At 41.4% G+C, this 18,880-nt stretch carries 17 protein-coding genes and 2 tRNA genes; 14 read left to right on the top strand and 5 right to left on the bottom strand.

All coding sequences use genetic code 11. The features are described 5' to 3' along the window. Positions 1 to 98: 98 nt before the first annotated feature. Positions 99 to 842 carry a DUF3307 domain-containing protein gene (locus tag MTF68_RS10175; protein WP_248462401.1) on the bottom strand — a complete coding sequence of 248 codons (744 nt, stop codon included), beginning with the start codon at positions 840 to 842 and terminating at the stop codon, positions 99 to 101. Continuing rightward, positions 842 to 1,465 carry a hypothetical protein gene (locus MTF68_RS10170; protein ID WP_248462399.1) on the bottom strand — a complete coding sequence of 208 codons (624 nt, stop codon included), beginning with the start codon at positions 1,463 to 1,465 and terminating at the stop codon, positions 842 to 844. The genes MTF68_RS10175 and MTF68_RS10170 overlap by 1 nt, the downstream gene beginning before the upstream one ends. A 166-nt stretch (positions 1,466 to 1,631) precedes the next feature. On the opposite strand from MTF68_RS10170, the gene MTF68_RS10165 reads away from it, so the two are divergent. The 7 genes from MTF68_RS10165 (at position 1,632) to MTF68_RS10135 (ending at position 7,666) form a co-directional block, all read left to right on the top strand. Beyond that, the gene (locus MTF68_RS10165) at positions 1,632 to 2,135 is read left to right on the top strand and encodes an NYN domain-containing protein (RefSeq protein WP_004589523.1); all 504 of its coding nucleotides are present in this window, start codon (positions 1,632 to 1,634) and stop codon (positions 2,133 to 2,135) included. A 152-nt stretch (positions 2,136 to 2,287) separates the two neighbouring features. Further along, positions 2,288 to 3,211 carry an NAD(+) diphosphatase gene (gene nudC / locus MTF68_RS10160; protein WP_248462398.1) on the top strand — a complete coding sequence of 308 codons (924 nt, stop codon included), beginning with the start codon at positions 2,288 to 2,290 and terminating at the stop codon, positions 3,209 to 3,211. Between the two features lie 9 nt (positions 3,212 to 3,220). Further along, entirely contained in the window at positions 3,221 to 4,402 is a 1,182-nt protein-coding gene (locus MTF68_RS10155) for a cystathionine beta-lyase (protein WP_138686097.1), read from the top strand. A 163-nt stretch (positions 4,403 to 4,565) separates the two neighbouring features. Beyond that, positions 4,566 to 5,393, top strand: coding sequence for an ABC transporter permease subunit (locus MTF68_RS10150; RefSeq protein WP_054983890.1), 828 nt, complete (start codon positions 4,566 to 4,568; stop codon positions 5,391 to 5,393). After that, positions 5,390 to 6,298: an ABC transporter ATP-binding protein gene (locus tag MTF68_RS10145; protein WP_248462396.1), complete on the top strand. Its 909-nt coding sequence runs from the start codon at positions 5,390 to 5,392 to the stop codon at positions 6,296 to 6,298. The genes MTF68_RS10150 and MTF68_RS10145 overlap by 4 nt, the downstream gene beginning before the upstream one ends. Continuing rightward, positions 6,298 to 6,672 carry a PH domain-containing protein gene (locus MTF68_RS10140; protein ID WP_004589518.1) on the top strand — a complete coding sequence of 125 codons (375 nt, stop codon included), beginning with the start codon at positions 6,298 to 6,300 and terminating at the stop codon, positions 6,670 to 6,672. Before MTF68_RS10145 ends, MTF68_RS10140 begins: the two co-directional genes overlap by 1 nt. Before the next feature lie 199 nt (positions 6,673 to 6,871). After that, on the top strand, positions 6,872 to 7,666 hold the full coding sequence (locus MTF68_RS10135; RefSeq protein WP_004589517.1) for a putative porin: 795 nt from the start codon (positions 6,872 to 6,874) through the stop codon (positions 7,664 to 7,666). 88 nt (positions 7,667 to 7,754) lie between these two features. Here MTF68_RS10135 and MTF68_RS10130 read toward each other — a convergent pair whose 3' ends face one another. Continuing rightward, positions 7,755 to 9,602, bottom strand: coding sequence for a M2 family metallopeptidase (locus tag MTF68_RS10130; protein WP_248462394.1), 1,848 nt, complete (start codon positions 9,600 to 9,602; stop codon positions 7,755 to 7,757). A 167-nt stretch (positions 9,603 to 9,769) separates the two neighbouring features. Between MTF68_RS10130 and MTF68_RS10125 the strand changes: the two genes are divergently transcribed. Next, positions 9,770 to 12,046: an acyl-CoA dehydrogenase gene (locus MTF68_RS10125; protein WP_248462392.1), complete on the top strand. Its 2,277-nt coding sequence runs from the start codon at positions 9,770 to 9,772 to the stop codon at positions 12,044 to 12,046. Between the two features lie 66 nt (positions 12,047 to 12,112). Here the strand turns inward: MTF68_RS10125 and MTF68_RS10120 are convergent, their stop codons facing one another. Both MTF68_RS10120 and cysK read right to left on the bottom strand, forming a co-directional pair. Continuing rightward, complete coding sequence (locus tag MTF68_RS10120) at positions 12,113 to 12,547, bottom strand: hypothetical protein (protein WP_029773124.1); 435 nt, start codon at positions 12,545 to 12,547, stop codon at positions 12,113 to 12,115. A gap of 146 nt (positions 12,548 to 12,693) precedes the next feature. Next, positions 12,694 to 13,662, bottom strand: a complete 969-nt coding sequence (gene cysK, locus MTF68_RS10115; protein ID WP_004589513.1) for a cysteine synthase A — start codon at positions 13,660 to 13,662, stop codon at positions 12,694 to 12,696. 366 nt (positions 13,663 to 14,028) lie between these two features. On the opposite strand from cysK, the gene MTF68_RS10110 reads away from it, so the two are divergent. From MTF68_RS10110 to MTF68_RS10085, 6 genes are all read left to right on the top strand, one after another. Then, positions 14,029 to 15,180, top strand: coding sequence for a dicarboxylate/amino acid:cation symporter (locus MTF68_RS10110; RefSeq protein ID WP_024033649.1), 1,152 nt, complete (start codon positions 14,029 to 14,031; stop codon positions 15,178 to 15,180). Positions 15,181 to 15,338: 158 nt separating this feature from the next. Beyond that, entirely contained in the window at positions 15,339 to 15,989 is a 651-nt protein-coding gene (gene uvrY / locus MTF68_RS10105; RefSeq protein ID WP_004589511.1) for a UvrY/SirA/GacA family response regulator transcription factor, read from the top strand. Between the two features lie 11 nt (positions 15,990 to 16,000). Then, positions 16,001 to 17,824 (top strand): excinuclease ABC subunit UvrC, encoded by a 1,824-nt coding sequence (gene uvrC / locus MTF68_RS10100; RefSeq protein ID WP_004589510.1) that lies wholly within the window; start codon positions 16,001 to 16,003, stop codon positions 17,822 to 17,824. A 42-nt stretch (positions 17,825 to 17,866) separates the two neighbouring features. Beyond that, positions 17,867 to 18,412, top strand: coding sequence for a CDP-diacylglycerol--glycerol-3-phosphate 3-phosphatidyltransferase (pgsA, locus tag MTF68_RS10095; RefSeq protein ID WP_024033647.1), 546 nt, complete (start codon positions 17,867 to 17,869; stop codon positions 18,410 to 18,412). 208 nt (positions 18,413 to 18,620) lie between these two features. Further along, a tRNA-Gly gene (locus MTF68_RS10090) sits at positions 18,621 to 18,696 on the top strand. Between the two features lie 27 nt (positions 18,697 to 18,723). Next, positions 18,724 to 18,797 (top strand) — tRNA-Cys (locus MTF68_RS10085). The last annotated feature ends 83 nt before the right edge of the window (positions 18,798 to 18,880 follow it).

Here is an 18,880-nt window from a genome sequence, read left to right as displayed (position 1 = left end):
ATTAAATATTGTATTGGCCTTTAATTAAACGCCAATACAAAAAAACGCGCTACCTTTTTAATAGAAGTAGCGCGTTTTTTATTATCTGAAATTTACACTTACCTAATCAACGAATTAACGCCTAATCCTACAAACAAGGTAACGCTAACGCTTAGTAAGGTGCCTAGCATAACGTACTCGGTGAGCTTTTTATCTTTACTGGCACTTAAATCGCCAAACCTAAATACCGACTTGGCAGCTAGCAAAAAGCCAAGCCCAGCAAATTGATCAAGTAATATAAAGCTCAGCATAAGTACTCGCTCTATCATGCCAATGCTTTGTCCGGCCAACGGTAAGCTGCCCTCACTTGAAAAGTTAGCGGTAAGCCTTTCAAGCATCATTCTTATAAATACGGCACTTGGGCTTAATATAATTAAATATCCGCATACAACCCAAAGCACTTTAGGATTTGTGACAAGTGCGCTTACGTACGCGATTAAACTTTGGTTATCAGTTATATAAATACACAGCGCTGTTATTACGGCTATATGCGCTATTTGGTCGAGTAAAAAGGGCACAACCCCTTTGTTAGAATACGACTTAGCAATATCTATTAGGTAGTGGCTAAGCATAATTGCAGCTGTTGAAAGTAACACGGTGCTTAGTTGTTGCCAGCCATAGCTATATTCCCAAAGCGCTAAAATAACGGCGCTAACCACACCGTGTACTAATACATGCAGGTAGAGCTTTTTAGCTTTAAAGTGGTGGGTGTTTCTATCGTTTACCCAGCTCATTGGTTGTAAAAAAAAGTCACTGACTAGGTGGCCTATAATTAATGCCGCTAATAATAACGAAAACCCCATTACTCACTTCCTTTTACAATCGTTGTTATGACCTGTTTAGCGTGTACTATAAATCGCTCTATAAGCTGATAATTTGCTAAATTAAGCAATTTAGTGACATTTTCGCGACTGGTGTTAAGCTCTTTTGCCAGTGCTGCATGGCTGTTATCGGCCTGGGTTAAATACACGTAAAGCGCATTGGCTTGTTTTTGCGTTATTTTGCTAAGCAAGGTATCAACAAAGGCAAGGTTAAGACTAAAGCCTTCATCTAGGGTGTGCTTTGCTATCTGTAAGGTAAAGCGCTGATTGGCTATTTTATCAAGGCCTTGCCCTGAGAGCACAAAGGCAGAGCCTGTAGCTGTTTTTATATCGCTGCGTGGGTTGTCTACCTCACCTAAGGCCATACTTTGGCGCAGCTCGTAACCTGCCGACTTTAAATGCAAATAAATGATAATAGCGGTTTTAATTAACTGCTCGCTTTGATTTATTTGTAACTGAAAAGCATCACCTCGGTATATGGTCCACAGGGATGTTTTATCACTAATTGCACGCAAACTTTGCTCTAGCTGATAAAGCATGGCATCGTATTGCTGCTTAGGTATTTTTTGCGATTTAATTATATCGCCGCTGATCACACCAATCATAAAAATCCAAAAAGTAACTTAATGCAGTTACATAGAATCAGGTAACCAAATTTGGTTACATTTAATTAAGTAACCAATTTAGGTTACTTAAAACAAAATTGCAAGGTTCACTCGTTAATGGCGTTTTATTTCAGCTGCGCTGAGCTGTGAGCACTTAAGGAAACAAATGACTTTACAAAACGATCAGCAAATCAGTAAGCCACGTGTCGGTATTTTTGTTGATGTACAAAACATTTATTACACGTGCCGCGAAAGTTACCGTAAAAACTTTGACTACAATGCATTTTGGGCGCACATGAAGCAACAGTATTCTATAGATTGTGCATTTGCGTATGCCATTCACCGCGGTGATGAAAAACAAAACCAGTTTCAAAATATTTTGCGTGCTATTGGCTTTGAGGTAAAACTAAAGCCGTTTATTCAGCGCCGTGACGGCAGCGCAAAAGGGGATTGGGATGTAGGCATAACGATAGATATGCTAGAGCAAGGCAAAAACCTCGATAAAGTTATTTTGCTCTCTGGTGATGGCGACTTTGCGTTATTGCTAGGGCATTTAAAAAATCAATACAATGTACCGTGCGATGTTTACGGCGCCGATAAGTTAACCGCTGAGGTGCTTAAGCAAAGTGCAGAACAGTTTCATTTAATTGATGATAGCTTACTACTCTAAAGCATAAAATATAGCGGCTAAGTGCCTGCAACATGAGAGTTTTTAATAAAGAGCCTATATAGCTAATATAGGCTTTTTTTATTGCTGTAATAAATTGGGTTTACTCAGCGGTTATGGTAATTTTACGCCATACCATGTTATTGAGGACTCACATGCTTTATTACAGCGACATGCCATTAGACCGCGGGTCTAATTTTCGTAAAAACGCGGCGTGGTTAAACTCGCAAATGTCGGCACAAAGTAAGTGGCTTTTGGTGAATAATAACCACACTTTGTTTTATAAAAACGCAGCTCAAGTGTGCTACTTAACGTATCAGCAAATTGCCCATTTAGATTTATCAAACGCTATTTATTTAGGCTCAAATACCGAGCAACAGGGTGTGTTTGCGTTAGATGTTTCAGCCATACACGATGACGAACTCAAGTGCGTTATAGGCGACGCACAGTTTTTTGATATACGCCAATATGGCCCTCACGTTGATATACAAGATGGCTCTATAGCCGCTCTTGCACGTGGCTTATGTTATTGGCATGCAACGCATAGTTTTTGTGGGCGTTGTGGCAGTAAAAATACATTAGTAGAGGCAGGGCATTCACGCCTATGTGAAAACGAGCACTGCAAGCACCCTACATTTCCACGCACTGACCCTGCAGTAATTATGGTGGTTACTAAAGTATTTGAAGATGGAATAGAGCGTTGTTTATTGGGTCGCCAAGCAATATGGCAACAAGGTATGTATTCGTCATTGGCAGGCTTTGTAGACCCAGGTGAAACACTAGAGCAAGCTGTAGCGCGCGAAGTTAAAGAAGAAGCAGGCATTGACGTTGATAATGTACGTTATATTGCCTCGCAACCTTGGCCATTTCCTTCCTCTATTATGTTGGGCTTTATTGCTCAGGCTAAAACTGAGCAAATAAACGTAGACAAAGACGAATTAGACGATGCCAAATGGTTTACGCGCGAAGAAGTTAAGGCGTTTGGCAATATGGGCGATGAAGGCGATCATTATAAACTCCCTCGGGTCGATTCAATTTCGCGTTTTTTAATTGAACAATGGCTTTCAAATAAGGCTTAAGGATTGGTAATGTCGACAAGCAAAAATAAAAATACCCAGTTAGTATCAACGGGGCGTAAAAAAGCCTACACCCATGGTGTGGTAAACCCCGTAGTACAGCGTGCTTCTACAATTGTATTTGACAGCGTGGCCGAATTAAAAGAGGCCGCTAAAACCCGCGGTGATAAAACATTATTTTATGGCCGCCGTGGCACAACTACACATTTTGCACTGCAAGAGGCAATAACCGAGCTTGAAGGCGGCGAAGGCTGCGCACTTTACCCATGCGGCGCTGCGGCAATAAGCCAAGCGTTATTGTCGTTTGTAAAGGCAGGCGATCATATTTTAATGGTTGATAACGTGTATGAACCTACGCGTGATTTTTGCGATAAAATTTTAGCGGGGCTAGGTGTTACCACCACCTATTACCCACCTACAATTGGCGCAGGTATTGAGGCGTATATTCAGCCAAACACAAAAGTGCTGTTTTTAGAATCGCCTGGCTCTATAACCATGGAAATACAAGATGTACCTGCCATGGTAAAAGTAGCCAATGAGCATAATATTATGACCATGCTTGATAACACCTACGGCAATGGCTTGCATTACCGCCCACTTGAACACGGTGTAGATATTAGTATTCAAGCAGCAACTAAGTACATTGTTGGCCACTCTGATGTAATGATGGGTGTAGCAGTGGCAAATAAAAAGTACTGGCCAACCCTACGTGAGCAGTCGTACTTATTAGGGCAATGCACCAGCGCAGATGATGCCTATTTAGCGCTTAGAGGCTTACGTACTATGGCAGTGCGTTTAAATCAGCACGAAAAGGCGGCTATAGAGGTGGCAAAATGGCTTGAGCAACATGAGTTAGTTGATCATATTCGCCATCCTGCATTTGAAAGCTGCCCTGGACATGAATTTTTTAAGCGCGACTTTGATGGCAGCAATGGGTTGTTTTCATTTGTAATGAAAACCGGTAACCAAAAAGCCATTGATGCGTTTTTAGATAGCCTTGAGCACATTAAAATGGGCTTTTCGTGGGGCGGCTTTGAAAGTTTAGTCACCGCCAATTTGACCATGAAAGGTTTACGTTCGAACACGGGTTGGGATTTAGGCCCTGTTATTCGCTTGCATATTGGCCTTGAAGACATTGATGATTTAATTAACGACTTAAGCCAAGCACTTGAGGTATACCAACAGCATTTATAAAAATAGGCTAAATAAACAAAGTTTGGCCTGTTACATTTAAACGGTTTGTTACAAAGCTCACTTATGGTGAGCTTTTTTTTGCTGGTAATTCAAGGTGTTTACACTTACTGTTGTTACATTACGCTTTATTTTAAAGCATGAGCAACGTCATTAAGGAAAGCCAATGGCAACATCATCATTAGTGAACATAGGGCGATTAACCCAAATAGCGGGTTTTGAGCTAGTACGTATGTTTTTAACCAAACGCGGCTTAATTGCAATGGCCGCCTTTGCCCTTGTTTGGTTACTTATTTTACGCTACCCGATAGGCCAAGCCGTCAGCATTATTAGTGCCCCCAATTTTGAACAAATGGCACGCGATATTTCAGGCAGTATTGGTTTAAGTAAGTTGCTTGATTGGCCTGAGGCCGAATTTGCTATGTACTGGCTAGTCGCTTTGTATAGCTTTCCGCTGTTTGCTATTTTTATATCAAGCGATCAAACCGTTGGCGATAGAGAACGCGGCACATTACGGTTTTTATCATTGCGCTCTACACGGTTTGAAATTTTATTTGGCCGTTTTTTAGGTCAGCTTGGCGTGTTAGCGTGTTTATTAGCTATTACCCTAGTGGCAACCCTTGGTGTACTTGGTTACAGAGAGCCTAGCCTATTAATGGGTGGGTTAAGCCGTGCGGTTTCTATATTTATAATAATGGTGGTGGTACTTAGCCCGTTTGTGGCATTAATGAGTTTGATTAACACGTTTGCTCGCTCGTCGCGTTTAGCAATTGTATTAGCCATTTTATATTTTGCTGGTGGCGGCATTATTGTGGGTATATTGGCGTGGCAAGTACCGGCTTTAAATGCGCTCGATTACCTTTTCCCTGGGGTTAATTCTGAGCTTTTAGCTGGGCAAAACCTACCTTTATTGAGTGCCTTAGGTGTGCCGCTTATTCAAAGCGCTGTATTTATAGCGATTGCGCATCGAATATTTACAAGGAGTTCGCTATGAGCGTATTAATAAAAGCCAGCGGATTGAGTAAATCGTATGGCGCAAAGCAAGCACTTAACAACGTAAGCTTTGAAATTCAAAAAGGCGCACCTGTGGCGTTAGTGGGCCCAAATGGCGCCGGTAAAACCACATTATTTAGTTTATTGTGCGGCTATATTAACCCAAGCCACGGTGAGCTCAGTATTTTAGGGCATAAGCCTGGTAGTGCCGCGTTGTTCAACCAAGTGAGTGCATTACCGCAAGATGCGCAGTTAGATCCGCGTTTTAATATAGATAAGCAACTGGCGTTTTATGGCAAGCTTCAAGGCATGGGCGCTAAACAAAGCCACAATGAAGCGCTGCGCGTACTTAATTTGGTTGGCTTAAAAGAAGTCGCTAAACAGCGTGCAGGCGATTTATCTCACGGTATGCGCAAACGGGTAACGATAGCGCAAGCGCTGATTGGCTCGCCGAAAATAGTGATGCTTGATGAAGCCACAGCAGGGCTTGACCCTATTCATGCCAGAGAGGTGCGAGAGCTGGTATCGAGCTTAAGCGATGAAGCCACCTTTATTTTAAGTTCGCACGATTTAACCGAACTTGAGCGATTATGCTCCCAAGTGCTCCACCTAGATAAGGGCATTTTGAGCGAGCACCAAACAAAAGACAACAATACGCATACTCACTTTTATACCTTAATGCTCAACGAGGCGTATCAAAATGTGGAGCAACAACTGCAGGCGTTAGCAGGTGTAAGCCGTGTGTATATGAGCCAACATAAAGAATACGTGATTGAGTACCAGCCAACCGGTGAGCCACTTGATATTGCTTTATTAAACTTTTGCCATCAACAAAACTGGCAATATAGGCAGTTAGTAAATGGTCACACCTTAGAAAATCAAATATTTACACAGGAGAAAGCATAATGGGACTACTCAGTGGTTTAATGGGAAATGCAAGCGAAGTAGATGATTCTGATTTAGAAAAAGTACTTGCTAATACCCTAATAGATGGCGAACAAGTAGAAAAAGCCTATAAGGTGATTCGCGATATGTTTATTTTTACTAATAAGCGTTTAATTTTAATTGATAAGCAAGGTATGACCGGCTCTAAAATGGAAATGGTGAGTATTGCTTATTCTAAAATTACTAAGTTTAGTAAAGAAAGTGCAGGGCACTTTGATTTAGATGCCGAGCTTAAAATTTGGATTGGTTCAGACCCAACGCCTATTAGTAAAGAGTTTAAATCGGGCGATAATATTAACGAAGTTTATCGTGTAATAAGTCAGCATGCGCTTTAATTTGCTGAACATGTTTTAAGTAGTTGTTGACTATATGTTGCAACTACTTTAAATTTACAGTTTCTTACACCTACTTACAATTAACTTAATAAATACAACTGCTTAATTAAGTTTTCATTCAGTTTCTCAGCGTTAGCATGTCCCCACTTTAGTCAATGAGCTAAAGCATAAAAAGCAATGCACAAAGGGAAGTCTTACAATGAAAAAATTAGCAGTTATTATTTCAAGCATTTTATTATCTAGCACTGCGGCTGCTGCAGACAGCTACAATTCAATCAGTAATTTAAGCTACAAAGATAGCGATAACAACGACACCGTTGCTGTAGACTCTATTTATTACCTATCTCCTAAAAAAACATTAGGTCCGTACGATCAGTTTGAGTACATTAATAAACAAACTAACGTTTACGGCGGTTATGCTGATGACGACTTTGGCGATGTTACTAATATTGGTGGCGAATACTTTATTAATGAATTTGTTGTTGGCGCATCTTACGAAAACCTTGACCCAGATTCGGGCTCTAACGGTGAGCTTTACAAGCTAACTGGTGGCTACTTCTTTAACCCTGATTTATTAGCAAAAGTAACGCTTGTTGAAAACAAAGACGGCGATGACTTTGCTTTGTTTGATTTAGCATACAATCACATGCTAAACAGCACAGACTACGTAGGTGTAACACTTACATCTGATGACGACTTTGATTACCGCGCTGTTGCAGCTAAGTACTTTATTGACTTACAGCAAGGTAACTTTTTAACGTTTGAAGGTAAATACGAGAGCATTGAAGATGCAGAAAACCAGTGGGTAGCAGAAACTAACTACTACTTCTCAAAAGCAACCTCGGTATTTGCTAACTACAACAAGCAAGATACATACAGCTTTGGTGCTCAGCACTTCATCAATAAAAACATTGGTCTTAAAGTAGGTTACGAGAACAATGCAGATGACTCTGATAACGATGCATACTTTGCAAACATGCGTTTTCAGTTTTAATTAAGCCCTGTACTTAATTAAAAGCATAAAAGCCCGCTATTTTAGCGGGCTTTGTTATTTTTAACTTAAATTAACCGTGGTAAAAGTTTTACCAGCCGCAATTACGGTCTTTGTTCTGCTCATCTAAATAGCGTTGCAGCGGTGCAAAGTAATCAAGCATAGCGGTTGCATCCATTTGCGGCTTGCCAGTGATGGTTTCAAGAGCTTCTTGCCATGGACGAGAAGAGCCCATTTCTAGCATTGCGTTTAGCTTATCCCCTGCTTCTTTTGAATTATAAATAGAGCAGCGGTGAATGGCTTTATCGTTACCGGCTATTTCACATAAACTACGGTGAAATTCAAACTGTAAAATATGCGCTAAAAAGTAACGTGTATAAGGAGTGTTGCCTGGTACGTGGTATTTAGCACCTGGATCAAAGTCATCTTCGCTACGTGCAATAGGCGCTTTCACACCTTGGTATTTTTCACGTAGCTCCCACCACGCTTTATTATAATCTTGTGGCTTTACTTGGCCCGAAAATACCTGCCAGCGCCATTGATCAACCATTAAGCTAAAGGGCACAAAGGCGACTTTATCTAGCGCCATTTTCATTAGTAAGCCAATGTCTTTTGACTCATCAGGTACTTGCTCAAGTAAACCAATCTCTTTTAAGTAACCGGGTGTAACCGATAAAGCAATGGTGTCGCCAATGGCTTCGTGGAAACCATCGTTGGCACTTTCTTGATAAAATAAAGGCTGTTTATTATAAGCGCGCTGATAAAAGTTGTGGCCTAGCTCATGGTGAATAACAGAAAATTCTTCGCCGGTGCGTTGAATACACATTTTAATGCGTAAATCGTCTTTGCTATCTATATTCCAAGCCGAGGCATGACACTGTACGTCTCTGTCTTTTGGTTTTACAAATAACGAACGCTCGTAAAAAGTCTCTGGCAGTGGCTCAAACCCCATTGAGGTAAAAAAGGTTTCAGCACCTTTAACCATTTTTAGCTCGTCGTAATTATTTTTAGCTAAAAGCTCGGTAACATCGTAACCCGGATCGGCGTTTTCTGGCGCGACCACATCGTAAATGTTACCCCACGCTTGTGCCCACATGTTTCCTAATAAATGCGCAGGAATAGGCTCATCTTGGGCTACTTTGTCGGTGCCGTATTTTTCGCCTAATTTAGCGCGTACATGGCAATGCAGTGAGTTATAAAGTGGCTTTACTTGCCCCCAAATGCGGTCAAGCTCGGTTGTAAAGTCATCGGCTGGCATATCGTACTTGCTGCGCCACATTGCGCCGGTATCAGCATAACCTAGCTCTTTAGCCCCTTTGTTTGTAAGGGTTACTTGCTGCTCGTAAAGTGGGCGCATTGGCTTTGAAATTTGACGCCACCCTTGCCATAAATCAAGTAGCTCGTTGTAATCACGGCTGGTGGCCATCTTTGCGGTCATATCACCTAGGCTTAAACAGCTGCCATCGTCTTTACAGTATTTACCTTTACCGTATAAACCACCTAGTTCTGCCACAATAGTTGAAAGTTGGGCTGTTTTTTCGGCGTCCTGAGGAGCGGGTAAAGTAAGCGCAAGTTTAAGTTTATTAAGCTTGCGGCGTGCATCGTAATCAAGCGCTAAGTCGTCAAATTGTGCTGCCTGATTGGCTAAACGTACGACCGACTCGGTCATTTTACGATTAACTTCGGCAGATAACGCCGAGGTGTCGTGTGTTATAAAGTTTGCGTAAATCCACTCAGCGCGGCTCGACTCTAGGTAAAGCTCACTTAGCTCTTGCTCGGCTTTGGCAATAAATGCATTGGCATCTTGTTTTGTAAGAGGCTTTTCGGTCTGTGCTGAATCACTAGTGTCTATGGCTATTTCTGCTTCGCAGGCGGCTAGTGCTAATGTACTTGCGACTATGAGGGCGCTCATACTTAGTTTAAAGCGTGGCGTGTTCATTGTATTCCTTTGGTTTATTGTTATTAAGAAAGTGATAATAGCAGCGATGTTTAAAACAATAAAATTAATACGTTAAGGCGTGTGGTGCATCGCGCAATGATTGTATTTAAACTAAGATGGGTCATAATTAAGTTACTATTTTCATTCAATGTAAAAGGAATGTGCTCATGTCAGTATTTATAATATTGCTGGTCGTGGTGGTGGTTATTTTTGCAGTCAAAGATATTCGCCTTAACCTGATCAGCCGTCCTACGTTTAAAATGTTTAAAAAGGTACTTCCGCCGCTCTCGCAAACTGAGCGAGAGGCAATGGAAGCCGGCGATGTATGGTGGGATGGTGAGCTATTTAGTGGTAATCCAGATTGGCAAAAACTGCATAACTTTCCAAGGCCTGAGCTTAGCGATAAAGAAAATGACTTTATGGATAATCAGGTTAACATGCTACTGGCGATGCTAGATGATTACCAAATTGTACAAAAAGACAAAGACCTGCCAAAAGAAGTCTGGGATTACTTAAAAACAGAGGGCTTTTTTGCGCTGATCATTCCTGAAAAATTTGGTGGACGTGAGTTCTCTGCCATTGCTAATTCAACCATAGTGTCAAAAATTGCCACAAAAAGCTTAACTGCGGCGGTTACTGTTATGGTGCCTAATAGCTTAGGCCCAGGCGAGCTGTTACTGCATTATGGCACAAAAGAGCAACAAGACCGTTGGCTACCAAGCCTTGCAAGTGGTAAAGATGTGCCGTGTTTTGCACTTACCGGCCCAGAAGCTGGCTCTGATGCGGGCAGTATTCCCGACTCTGGCGTAGTGTGTAAAGGGCAGCATAATGGTGAAGAAGTTATAGGCCTGCGTTTAAATTGGTCTAAGCGTTATATTACACTCGCGCCAGTTGCAACTGTACTTGGCCTTGCCTTTAAAATGTATGACCCAGATGGGTTATTAGGCGATGAAAAAGAGCTAGGTATTACCTGTGCGCTAATTCCTACAGATCACGAAGGGGTAGAAACGGGTGAGCGCCATTATCCATTAAACATGGCATTTATGAACGGGACTACCTACGGTAAAGATGTTTTTATTCCGCTAGAGTGGATTATTGGCGGTGAGCAGGGCGCAGGACGAGGCTGGCGCATGTTGGTTGAGTGTTTAAGTGCTGGGCGCGGTATTTCTTTACCTGCACTAAGCACCGCAACAGGACATTTAGCCTCTAAAATGACTTCTGCTTACTCTGTGGTACGCCAACAGTTTGGTGTATCAATCGGCCAATTTGAAGGTGTACAAGAAGCCTTAGCGCGTATTGGCGGGTTAACGTATACATTAGAGTCTGCGCGTTTAATGACCGCAGGTGCAATAGATTTAAAACTTAGCCCATCGGTTGTTACCGCCATTGCAAAATACCATATGACCGAAATGGGGCGTACGGTAATGAACGATGCAATGGACATTCACTCTGGTAAAGGTATTCAAGTTGGGCCTAATAACTATTTAGCCCATGGTTATATGGGGATCCCGGTATCGATTACCGTTGAAGGGGCAAACATTTTAACCCGCAACTTAATGATTTTTGGCCAAGGTGCCACCCGTTGTCATCCGTTTGTGTTAAAGGAAATGGAAGCTGCCGCAATGGAAGACGACGATGCAGCACTTGATCAATTTGATAGTTTATTGATGAAGCACATTTTATTTGCTGCCAGTAATGCCGGCATGGCTTTTGTGCATGGTCTTACGCGAAGCTGTTTGGCAAAAGCACCCGTGTGCGGCGCAACCGCTGTGTATTACAAACAGCTAAGCAGAATGAGCCGAGGGCTTGCTTTTACTACAGATGTAGCCATGTTGGTACTTGGCGGCGAGCTAAAGCGTAAAGAAATGATTTCGGCGCGTTTAGGTGATGTGCTTAGCCATTTATATTTAGCGTCTACGGTATTAAAGCGCTTTGAAGATGAAGGGCGCCAACAGGCTGATTTACCTTTTGTGAAATACGCTATTGAAAATTCTCTTTATGAGATAGGCCAAGCGTTTGATGGTTTTTTCAAAAACTTTTCAAATCCGGTGGTTAACTTTTTACTTAAACGCATTGTGTTTCCGCTGGGGAATCACTACCACAGGCCAAGTGATGAAACAGCCCAAAGTATTTGCGAGCATATGACGCAACCTGGGGTGTTTAGAAACCGTTTAACGCACTTATGTTATGTAGATGAAAATGCGGGCACGGGCGTGATGGAAAATGCATTTTTAGCTATGCACGATATGCAAACACAGTTTAAAGAATTAAAACACTGGCAACGCAGTGGTAAGGTCCCTGCAACACTCGACATAGAAGGCGCAATAAATTACGCACTAGAGAATGAGCTCCTTGCGCAAGCAGATGCCGATGCAATGCACCATACCAATAAACTAAGAAAACAAGCAATTGCCGTTGATAACTTTAAACCCGGTGAATTATAACGCTTAAGATAAGCGCTAAACGCAAAAAGGCCTTACATGTGTAAGGCCTTTTTTGTGGTGTATAAGTTAGCGTGCGTAAGGATCTGCAACTATTTTATCTATATACCATTTCCCTTTTTTACGAAGCATTTTAACGCTGCGCATATCATCGACTTTATCGCCATTAAAGTAGCCTGTAAAAATGAGGTTTATTTTGGCGTTATCGCCATATTGTTCGCGTACGCTCATGTTGGTCATATCGACTTCAATTACTACTTCATCGTATTGCAGGTTTACTAAGTTGCGGGCAAATTGCTTAGCGGTGCCATAGGATTTCATAATCCGGCTTAGGTTAGGGGTGGCCATTGTGCTGGCTTTTTGTAAATCTTTTTGATTATACAATGCATCAAAGTAAGCGGTGGCTGTATCGCCCGGTGAGTCGCCCAGCGTTTGTACGCTATCGCCACAGGCGGCTAAAAATAAGCATACGATAAAACTTAAATAAGCTGTTATTTTTTTCATGTTGAATGTTTTTAATTAGTTTTTTTAAAGTGTGTGGTTAATTAAACAAGATGTAAAGCAGCACTGGGGAATAAATAGAAAATTGAATCATAAATAATAAAAAAGGATGCCATAAGCATCCTTTTAAGTATCTCAAGGAGAGAAGTTTACTGTACTAATTCTTGCTCGCTAAATTCTTCAGCAAACATTGGGCTAGACAGGTAACGCTCTGTGGCACTTGGTAAAATCACCACAATATTTTTATCAGCGTTTTCTGGCTTTTCAGCAAGGCGTTTAGCGGCAACAACAGCTGCGCCTGATGAAATACCCACTAAAATACCTTCTTTTTTCATTAGCTCATGAGCCATTGCAATAGCATCTTCGTTTGATACTTGCTCAGCACCATCAATCACACTTAAATCAAGGTTTCCAGGAATAAAGCCTGCGCCAATACCTTGAATTTTATGTGGTCCTGGTTTTACTTCTTCGCCTGCAAGCGTTTGGCTAATAACAGGTGAGTTAGTTGGCTCAACTGCAATCGCTTTAACATCTAGGCCTTTTTCGTTTTTAAGGTAACGGCTAACACCTGTAATAGTACCGCCAGTGCCTACGCCTGCTACAAAAAAGTCTACTTTACCATCAAGCGCTTCAAAAATTTCTGGGCCGGTTGTTTCAAAGTGAATTTTAGGGTTAGCTGGGTTTTCAAACTGTTGTAATAAAATGTATTTTTCTGGATCTGTTGCTTGAATTTCTTTTGCTTTTTCAATTGCGCCATTCATACCTTTAGCGCCATCTGTAAGCACTAAGTTAGCGCCTAATGCTTTTAATAGTTTGCGGCGCTCTAGGCTCATTGTATTTGGCATGGTAAGTGTTAATTTGTAACCACGTGCTGCTGCAACAAATGCAAGGGCAATACCTGTATTACCCGATGTAGGTTCAATTAGTTCTTTACCTTCAACAAGCTGACCTGATTTTTCAGCTTCCCAAATCATTGATGCACCAATACGACATTTAATACTAAAGCTAGGATTACGCGATTCTACTTTAGCGTAAACGTTTCCGCCTGTTACGCGATTAAGTTTTACCAGTGGTGTATTACCAATGCTTAGTGAGTTATCTTCAAAAATAGTAGACATAATGTTCCTTTGGATACAATCTGATCAATGTGTTAATAGCCTTTGCTATTAACTATATAAATACACTTTACTGCGAGTTTAAAAAAACTAAAGTAAAGTTTGGCTATAACATATATCTATTGGGCTTATAACCAGCCGAAATAAAAATTAGTTATTATTGTTGCTTTAGTTATTAAAGATGCGGGCTCATTTTTAAATTTAAAGAGTAAATTTCGCCACGTAGTTAAAAAATGCTCAGAGTAGGCTAATTATTGCGATGTTTTTGTGTGTTATTTGCGCACATGAATATAACTTGAATACTTTTATCACACAATGCGCCTAAAACATGTTAAAAACACTCTATCTATATTCAACTAAGCAATCACAATGAAGTTAATCTTAAAATTAATTGCCGGTATTGTGGCCGGTATTTTGGTCGGGCTTTATGTGCCTCTTACAGGTGTTGAGCTTTTATTTACTGTTAAAGAACTTATTGGCCAACTCATTTCTTTTACCATTCCATTAATTATTTTATTTTTTATTGCTTCTGGCATTGCGGGCTTGCCTAAAGGGTCTGGCCATTTATTAGGTAAAACCGTTGGCTTTGCTTATAGCTCTACAGTAATTGCAGGTACGCTTGCCTTTTTACTAGTAAGTGCGGTTATTCCACTGCTAAGTGGCAATATTACGTTTGAAGCCGAAGTTGCCACTGAAATTGGCAGTTTTATTGATTTAGAAATTCCACCGCTGATGGGTGTAATGACAGCGCTTGTGACTGCATTTGTGTTTGGTATTGGCATGAGCCAACTTGAATTAGAAACACTTAAAAAAGTGTCTGATCAGGGTCGCGATGTAATCGATGCTTTATTATCTAAAGTAATTATTCCGGCATTACCATTTTACATTGCGGGTGTATTTGCAGAAATGACCGTAGCAGGGACCGTGGTCGATACACTGCAAACCTTTGGTGTTGTGCTTATTGCTGCACTTGTTATGCACTGGCTGTGGCTAACCGTATTATATGTTTCTACGGGGATATTACTTAAACGTAACCCGTTGGAGCTCGTTAAAAATATGCTTCCTGCTTATTTTACAGCGCTGGGGACAATGTCGAGCGCGGCAACCATTCCGGTGTCTTTGCAATCAAGCAAAGCAAATAACGTAAAAGAAGATGTAGCAAACTTTACAGTGCCACTGTGCGCTACTATCCATTTATCGGGTTCTACCATTACGATTGTGACGTGTGCAATGGCCGTTATGTTTTTATCGCCAAGCATGGAAGTACCTTCTTTAATGGGGATGCTGCCGTTTATTATGATGTTAGGGGTAGTAATGATTGCAGCGCCAGGAGCACCTGGTGGAGCAGTAATGTCGGCGCTCGGTTTATTAACCAGTATGCTTGGCTTTAACGAAGGCGCTGTTGCACTTATGATTGCACTTTACCTTGCGCAAGACAGCTTTGGTACTGCGTGTAATGTAACAGGCGATGGTATTATTGCCCTATGGGTAGACCGTTTTAGCGAAAAAGCAGCGTCATAAAAAACTAAAGTACTGGTATTTAGCAGTAGTAAAATAATGCTAAAAGATGAGTACACCTAAAGCGAAGCAATAATATTAGTTATTGTTTCGCTTTAACTGTGGTAATGTGGCAAATTAGATTGTTTGTTGCGTATTGTTAGGTTAATGAGGGTATTACATTGATTAATGTGCTTTTAGTTGATGACCATGAGCTGGTACGAACTGGTATAAAACGTATATTAGATGATGTACGTGGTTTTAAAGTGGTAGGCGAAGCTAAAGATGGAGAGGCTGCGGTACAGTTTTGTCGCCAGCACGCACCTAATATTGTATTAATGGATATGAACATGCCTGGCATGGGTGGCTTAGAGGCCACAAAAAAGATTTGTCGCTATTGCCCAGATGTAAAAATTATTGTGCTTACGGTTAATTGCGAAGACCCGTTTCCATCAAAAGTGATGCAAATTGGCGCGCATGGCTTTTTAACCAAAGGTGCAGGCTCTGATGAAATGGTTCGTGCTATACGGTCTGTTCATGCAGGTCAGCGTTATATCGCCCCAGAAATTGCACAACAAATAGCCCTTGCACAAGTAACAGGGCGTACCGATGAAAACCCTTTTCAAAGCTTATCTGAGCGCGAGCTACAAATTATGCTAATGATCACCAAAGGTGAAAAAGCTCAAGATATTGCCGAGCGCTTAAATTTAAGCTCAAAAACAGTGAACAGCTACCGTTACCGTATGTTTGAAAAATTAAACGTAGGGGGCGACGTTGAGCTTACTCATTTGGCTATTCGCCATAAAATGATTGATATAGACGTATCTCATTAATTTTTTAATTTATGTCTGAATTCGATCACGCCCAATTTTTAAAAACGCTATCAAGTGAACCGGGTGTATACCGTATGCTTGATAGTGAACAACAAGTTATTTATGTCGGTAAAGCAAAAAACTTAAAAAAACGGGTAAGTAGCTACTTTAGATCTAATCTAACCGACAGTAAAACCCGTGTGCTAGTGAGTAATATTTGCGATATTGAAGTTACGCTCACAAACACCGAAACCGAAGCCCTGCTGCTTGAAAACAACCTTATAAAAAAATATCAGCCGCGTTATAACATTTTATTACGTGATGATAAGTCATACCCCTATATATTACTTACCAGTCATAAACATCCGCGTTTAGCCTTTCATAGAGGCAGCCGCAAGGTAAAAGGCGAGTACTTTGGGCCTTTCCCAAGCGCTGGCGCAGTGTCGGAAAGTTTGCGTTTAATGCAAAAAATATTTCCTGTACGTCAGTGCGAAGATGCCTATTACCGTGCCAGAAGCCGCCCGTGTTTACAGTATCAGCTAAAGCGCTGCTCAGCACCGTGTGTTAATAAAGTGACAGAGCAAGAGTACGGCGAACAAGTTGATTATGTACGTAAGTTTTTAACAGGTAAGTCGCACGAAGTAATAGCCGATTTAATAAAAAAAATGGAAGCGGCGAGTAAAGACCTTAACTTTGAGCTCGCAGCTAAAGTGCGTGACCAAATTATGCTACTGCGCAAAATGCAGGAGCAGCAGTCTATTTCAGGTAATTTTGCTGAAATGGATGTGGTAGGTTTTGCGCACTTAAATGGATTAAACGGGATTCATTTATTAATGATCCGTGATCATAAAGTGCTAGGCAGTAAAACCTATTTTCCAAAAGTGCCTAAAGATTCGGGACAAGAGGAAATACTCACTTCGTTTTTAGGGCAATATTATTTAGCGCCTGGTGCGACAGGGCGCATAGCAAAAGAGATTATTTTACCGTTCGAGATTGAAGAAAGTAGCGCATTGAGTGAAGCGCTTACGCAAATTAGTGAGCGTAAAGTATCGCTTAAAGTGGTCACCCGCGGAGAGCGAGCACAATATCTTCAGCTTGCTAATAAAAACGCATTAAACAGCATTACCGTTAAACAAAGTACGCAAGACTCTATAAATAAACGTTATGCACAATTAAAAGCGACCCTAGGCTTAGATGATATAAACAGAATGGAATGTTTTGATATCAGCCATACCATGGGGGAGAACACAGTAGCCAGTTGTGTAGTATTTGATTCGCAAGGGCCAAATAACAAAGAGTACAGACGCTACAACGTAACGGGTATAACCGGCGGTGATGATTACGCGGCAATGGAGTTTGCACTGAACAAACGCTACAACAAAGTGGTAGATGAAGACAAAATCCCTGACGTTATATTCATTGACGGTGGTAAAGGGCAACTAGGCCGTGCAGAGCAGTATTTTGCCACGTGGCCACATGCTAAAATGCCGCTGTTAGTAGGTGTAGCAAAAGGCACAAGCAGAAAGCCAGGCCTTGAAACCTTATTAATTGATGGCGGGCGAAAAACGATTCCTATGGATTCGGATGCGCCAGCACTTCATTTAATCCAGCATATTCGCGATGAGTCGCACCGATTTGCCATTGCAGGGCACCGTAATAAGCGCCAAAAACAGCGCACGCAATCATTATTAGAAGAGATCAACGGAGTAGGTTCTAAGCGCCGCCAAACATTATTAAAATATTTAGGGGGCATGCAAGGGGTAAAAGCTGCTAATATAGAACAGTTAAAGAAAGTTCCTGGGATCAGTCCTGACATGGCTGAGAAGATATTTAACCATTTGCATGACAAGGGCTAGCCCTTCATGCGAATATAGAAAAAAAGACATATCCAAGTAGTTATGTGGAATATTCCAAACACACTCACAACCTTTAGACTTTTTCTTATCCCCATATTTTTGGTGATATTTTACTTGCCTTATAGCTGGGCGTTTTTTGCTGCCGCTTTTATTTTTTGGCTTGCATCAATCACCGATATACTTGATGGCTATTTAGCACGAAAGCTAGAGCAATCTACGCCTTTTGGTGCGTTTTTAGACCCTGTAGCCGATAAGGTTATGGTGTGTGCTGCACTTGTTGCGCTCTCTGATCATTATCAGTCTATGTATATGACGATTCCGGCCCTTATTATTATTAGCCGTGAAATAGTGATATCTGCATTACGCGAGTGGATGGCAGAACAAGGCAAACGTGGAAACGTTGCAGTATCAAATATGGGCAAAATAAAAACCGCGGCGCAAATGCTGGCGATTATTGGCCTAATTTGGCAATACGATACGTGGATGATCTATTTAAGTTTTGCTTTATTGTATATAGCCACCTATTTAACACTGAGCTCTATGGTGCAATATTTAATGGCTGCATGGAGTGAATTGACCAAAAATTGATTGTAAACGTCTAATAACGCACCGTTTTAGATAAAAAATAATCAAACAGTTCAAAAGTGGCATTTTTTGTGTTGACGCGTTTAATAATCTCTGTAGAATGCGTCCGTGTTGAGAGGGCATAGCCCCTAAGATAAAGAAAACCAAAGTTACTTAGTTAGCAGCGTAAACATCGCAAGATGTTGAATAACGCAGATAATTAAATAATAATGCGGCACTAGCTCAGTTGGTAGAGCGCGACCTTGCCAAGGTCGAGGTCACGAGTTCGAGCCTCGTGTGCCGCTCCAAGTTTTCATTAGGTTGTCCAACGGTTTGGCGGAATGGCAGAGTGGCCATGCAGCGGATTGCAAATCCGTCCACCTCGGTTCGACTCCGGGTTCCGCCTCCATTCAACACTCCACATGCTTTAAATAGCAAACTCGATGCCCGAGTGGTGGAATTGGTAGACACAAGGGATTTAAAATCCCTCGA

Origin of the sequence: Pseudoalteromonas sp. 2CM37A (assembly GCF_023161885.1) — a bacterium.
GTDB classification, from domain to species: Bacteria; Pseudomonadota; Gammaproteobacteria; order Enterobacterales; family Alteromonadaceae; genus Pseudoalteromonas; species Pseudoalteromonas atlantica.
The sequence above is the reverse complement of the archived record's forward strand: the minus strand, read 5'-3'. Positions and strand labels throughout refer to the sequence as shown.

Excerpts from the sequence above, each read along its gene's own strand:
- MTF68_RS10110 (WP_024033649.1), top strand. The coding sequence starts at position 14,029 with ATGAAGTTAATCTTAAAATTAATTGCCGGTATTGTGGCCGGTATTTTG.
- MTF68_RS10150 (WP_054983890.1), top strand. The coding sequence starts at position 4,566 with ATGGCAACATCATCATTAGTGAACATAGGGCGATTAACCCAAATAGCG.
- MTF68_RS10125 (WP_248462392.1), top strand. The coding sequence starts at position 9,770 with ATGTCAGTATTTATAATATTGCTGGTCGTGGTGGTGGTTATTTTTGCA.
- cysK (WP_004589513.1), bottom strand. The coding sequence starts at position 13,662 with ATGTCTACTATTTTTGAAGATAACTCACTAAGCATTGGTAATACACCA.
- pgsA (WP_024033647.1), top strand. The coding sequence starts at position 17,867 with ATGTGGAATATTCCAAACACACTCACAACCTTTAGACTTTTTCTTATC.
- MTF68_RS10165 (WP_004589523.1), top strand. The coding sequence starts at position 1,632 with ATGACTTTACAAAACGATCAGCAAATCAGTAAGCCACGTGTCGGTATT.
- MTF68_RS10170 (WP_248462399.1), bottom strand. The coding sequence starts at position 1,465 with ATGATTGGTGTGATCAGCGGCGATATAATTAAATCGCAAAAAATACCT.
- MTF68_RS10135 (WP_004589517.1), top strand. The coding sequence starts at position 6,872 with ATGAAAAAATTAGCAGTTATTATTTCAAGCATTTTATTATCTAGCACT.
- MTF68_RS10140 (WP_004589518.1), top strand. The coding sequence starts at position 6,298 with ATGGGACTACTCAGTGGTTTAATGGGAAATGCAAGCGAAGTAGATGAT.
- MTF68_RS10130 (WP_248462394.1), bottom strand. The coding sequence starts at position 9,602 with ATGAACACGCCACGCTTTAAACTAAGTATGAGCGCCCTCATAGTCGCA.
- MTF68_RS10155 (WP_138686097.1), top strand. The coding sequence starts at position 3,221 with ATGTCGACAAGCAAAAATAAAAATACCCAGTTAGTATCAACGGGGCGT.
- MTF68_RS10120 (WP_029773124.1), bottom strand. The coding sequence starts at position 12,547 with ATGAAAAAAATAACAGCTTATTTAAGTTTTATCGTATGCTTATTTTTA.
- nudC (WP_248462398.1), top strand. The coding sequence starts at position 2,288 with ATGCTTTATTACAGCGACATGCCATTAGACCGCGGGTCTAATTTTCGT.
- MTF68_RS10175 (WP_248462401.1), bottom strand. The coding sequence starts at position 842 with ATGGGGTTTTCGTTATTATTAGCGGCATTAATTATAGGCCACCTAGTC.
- uvrC (WP_004589510.1), top strand. The coding sequence starts at position 16,001 with ATGTCTGAATTCGATCACGCCCAATTTTTAAAAACGCTATCAAGTGAA.
- MTF68_RS10145 (WP_248462396.1), top strand. The coding sequence starts at position 5,390 with ATGAGCGTATTAATAAAAGCCAGCGGATTGAGTAAATCGTATGGCGCA.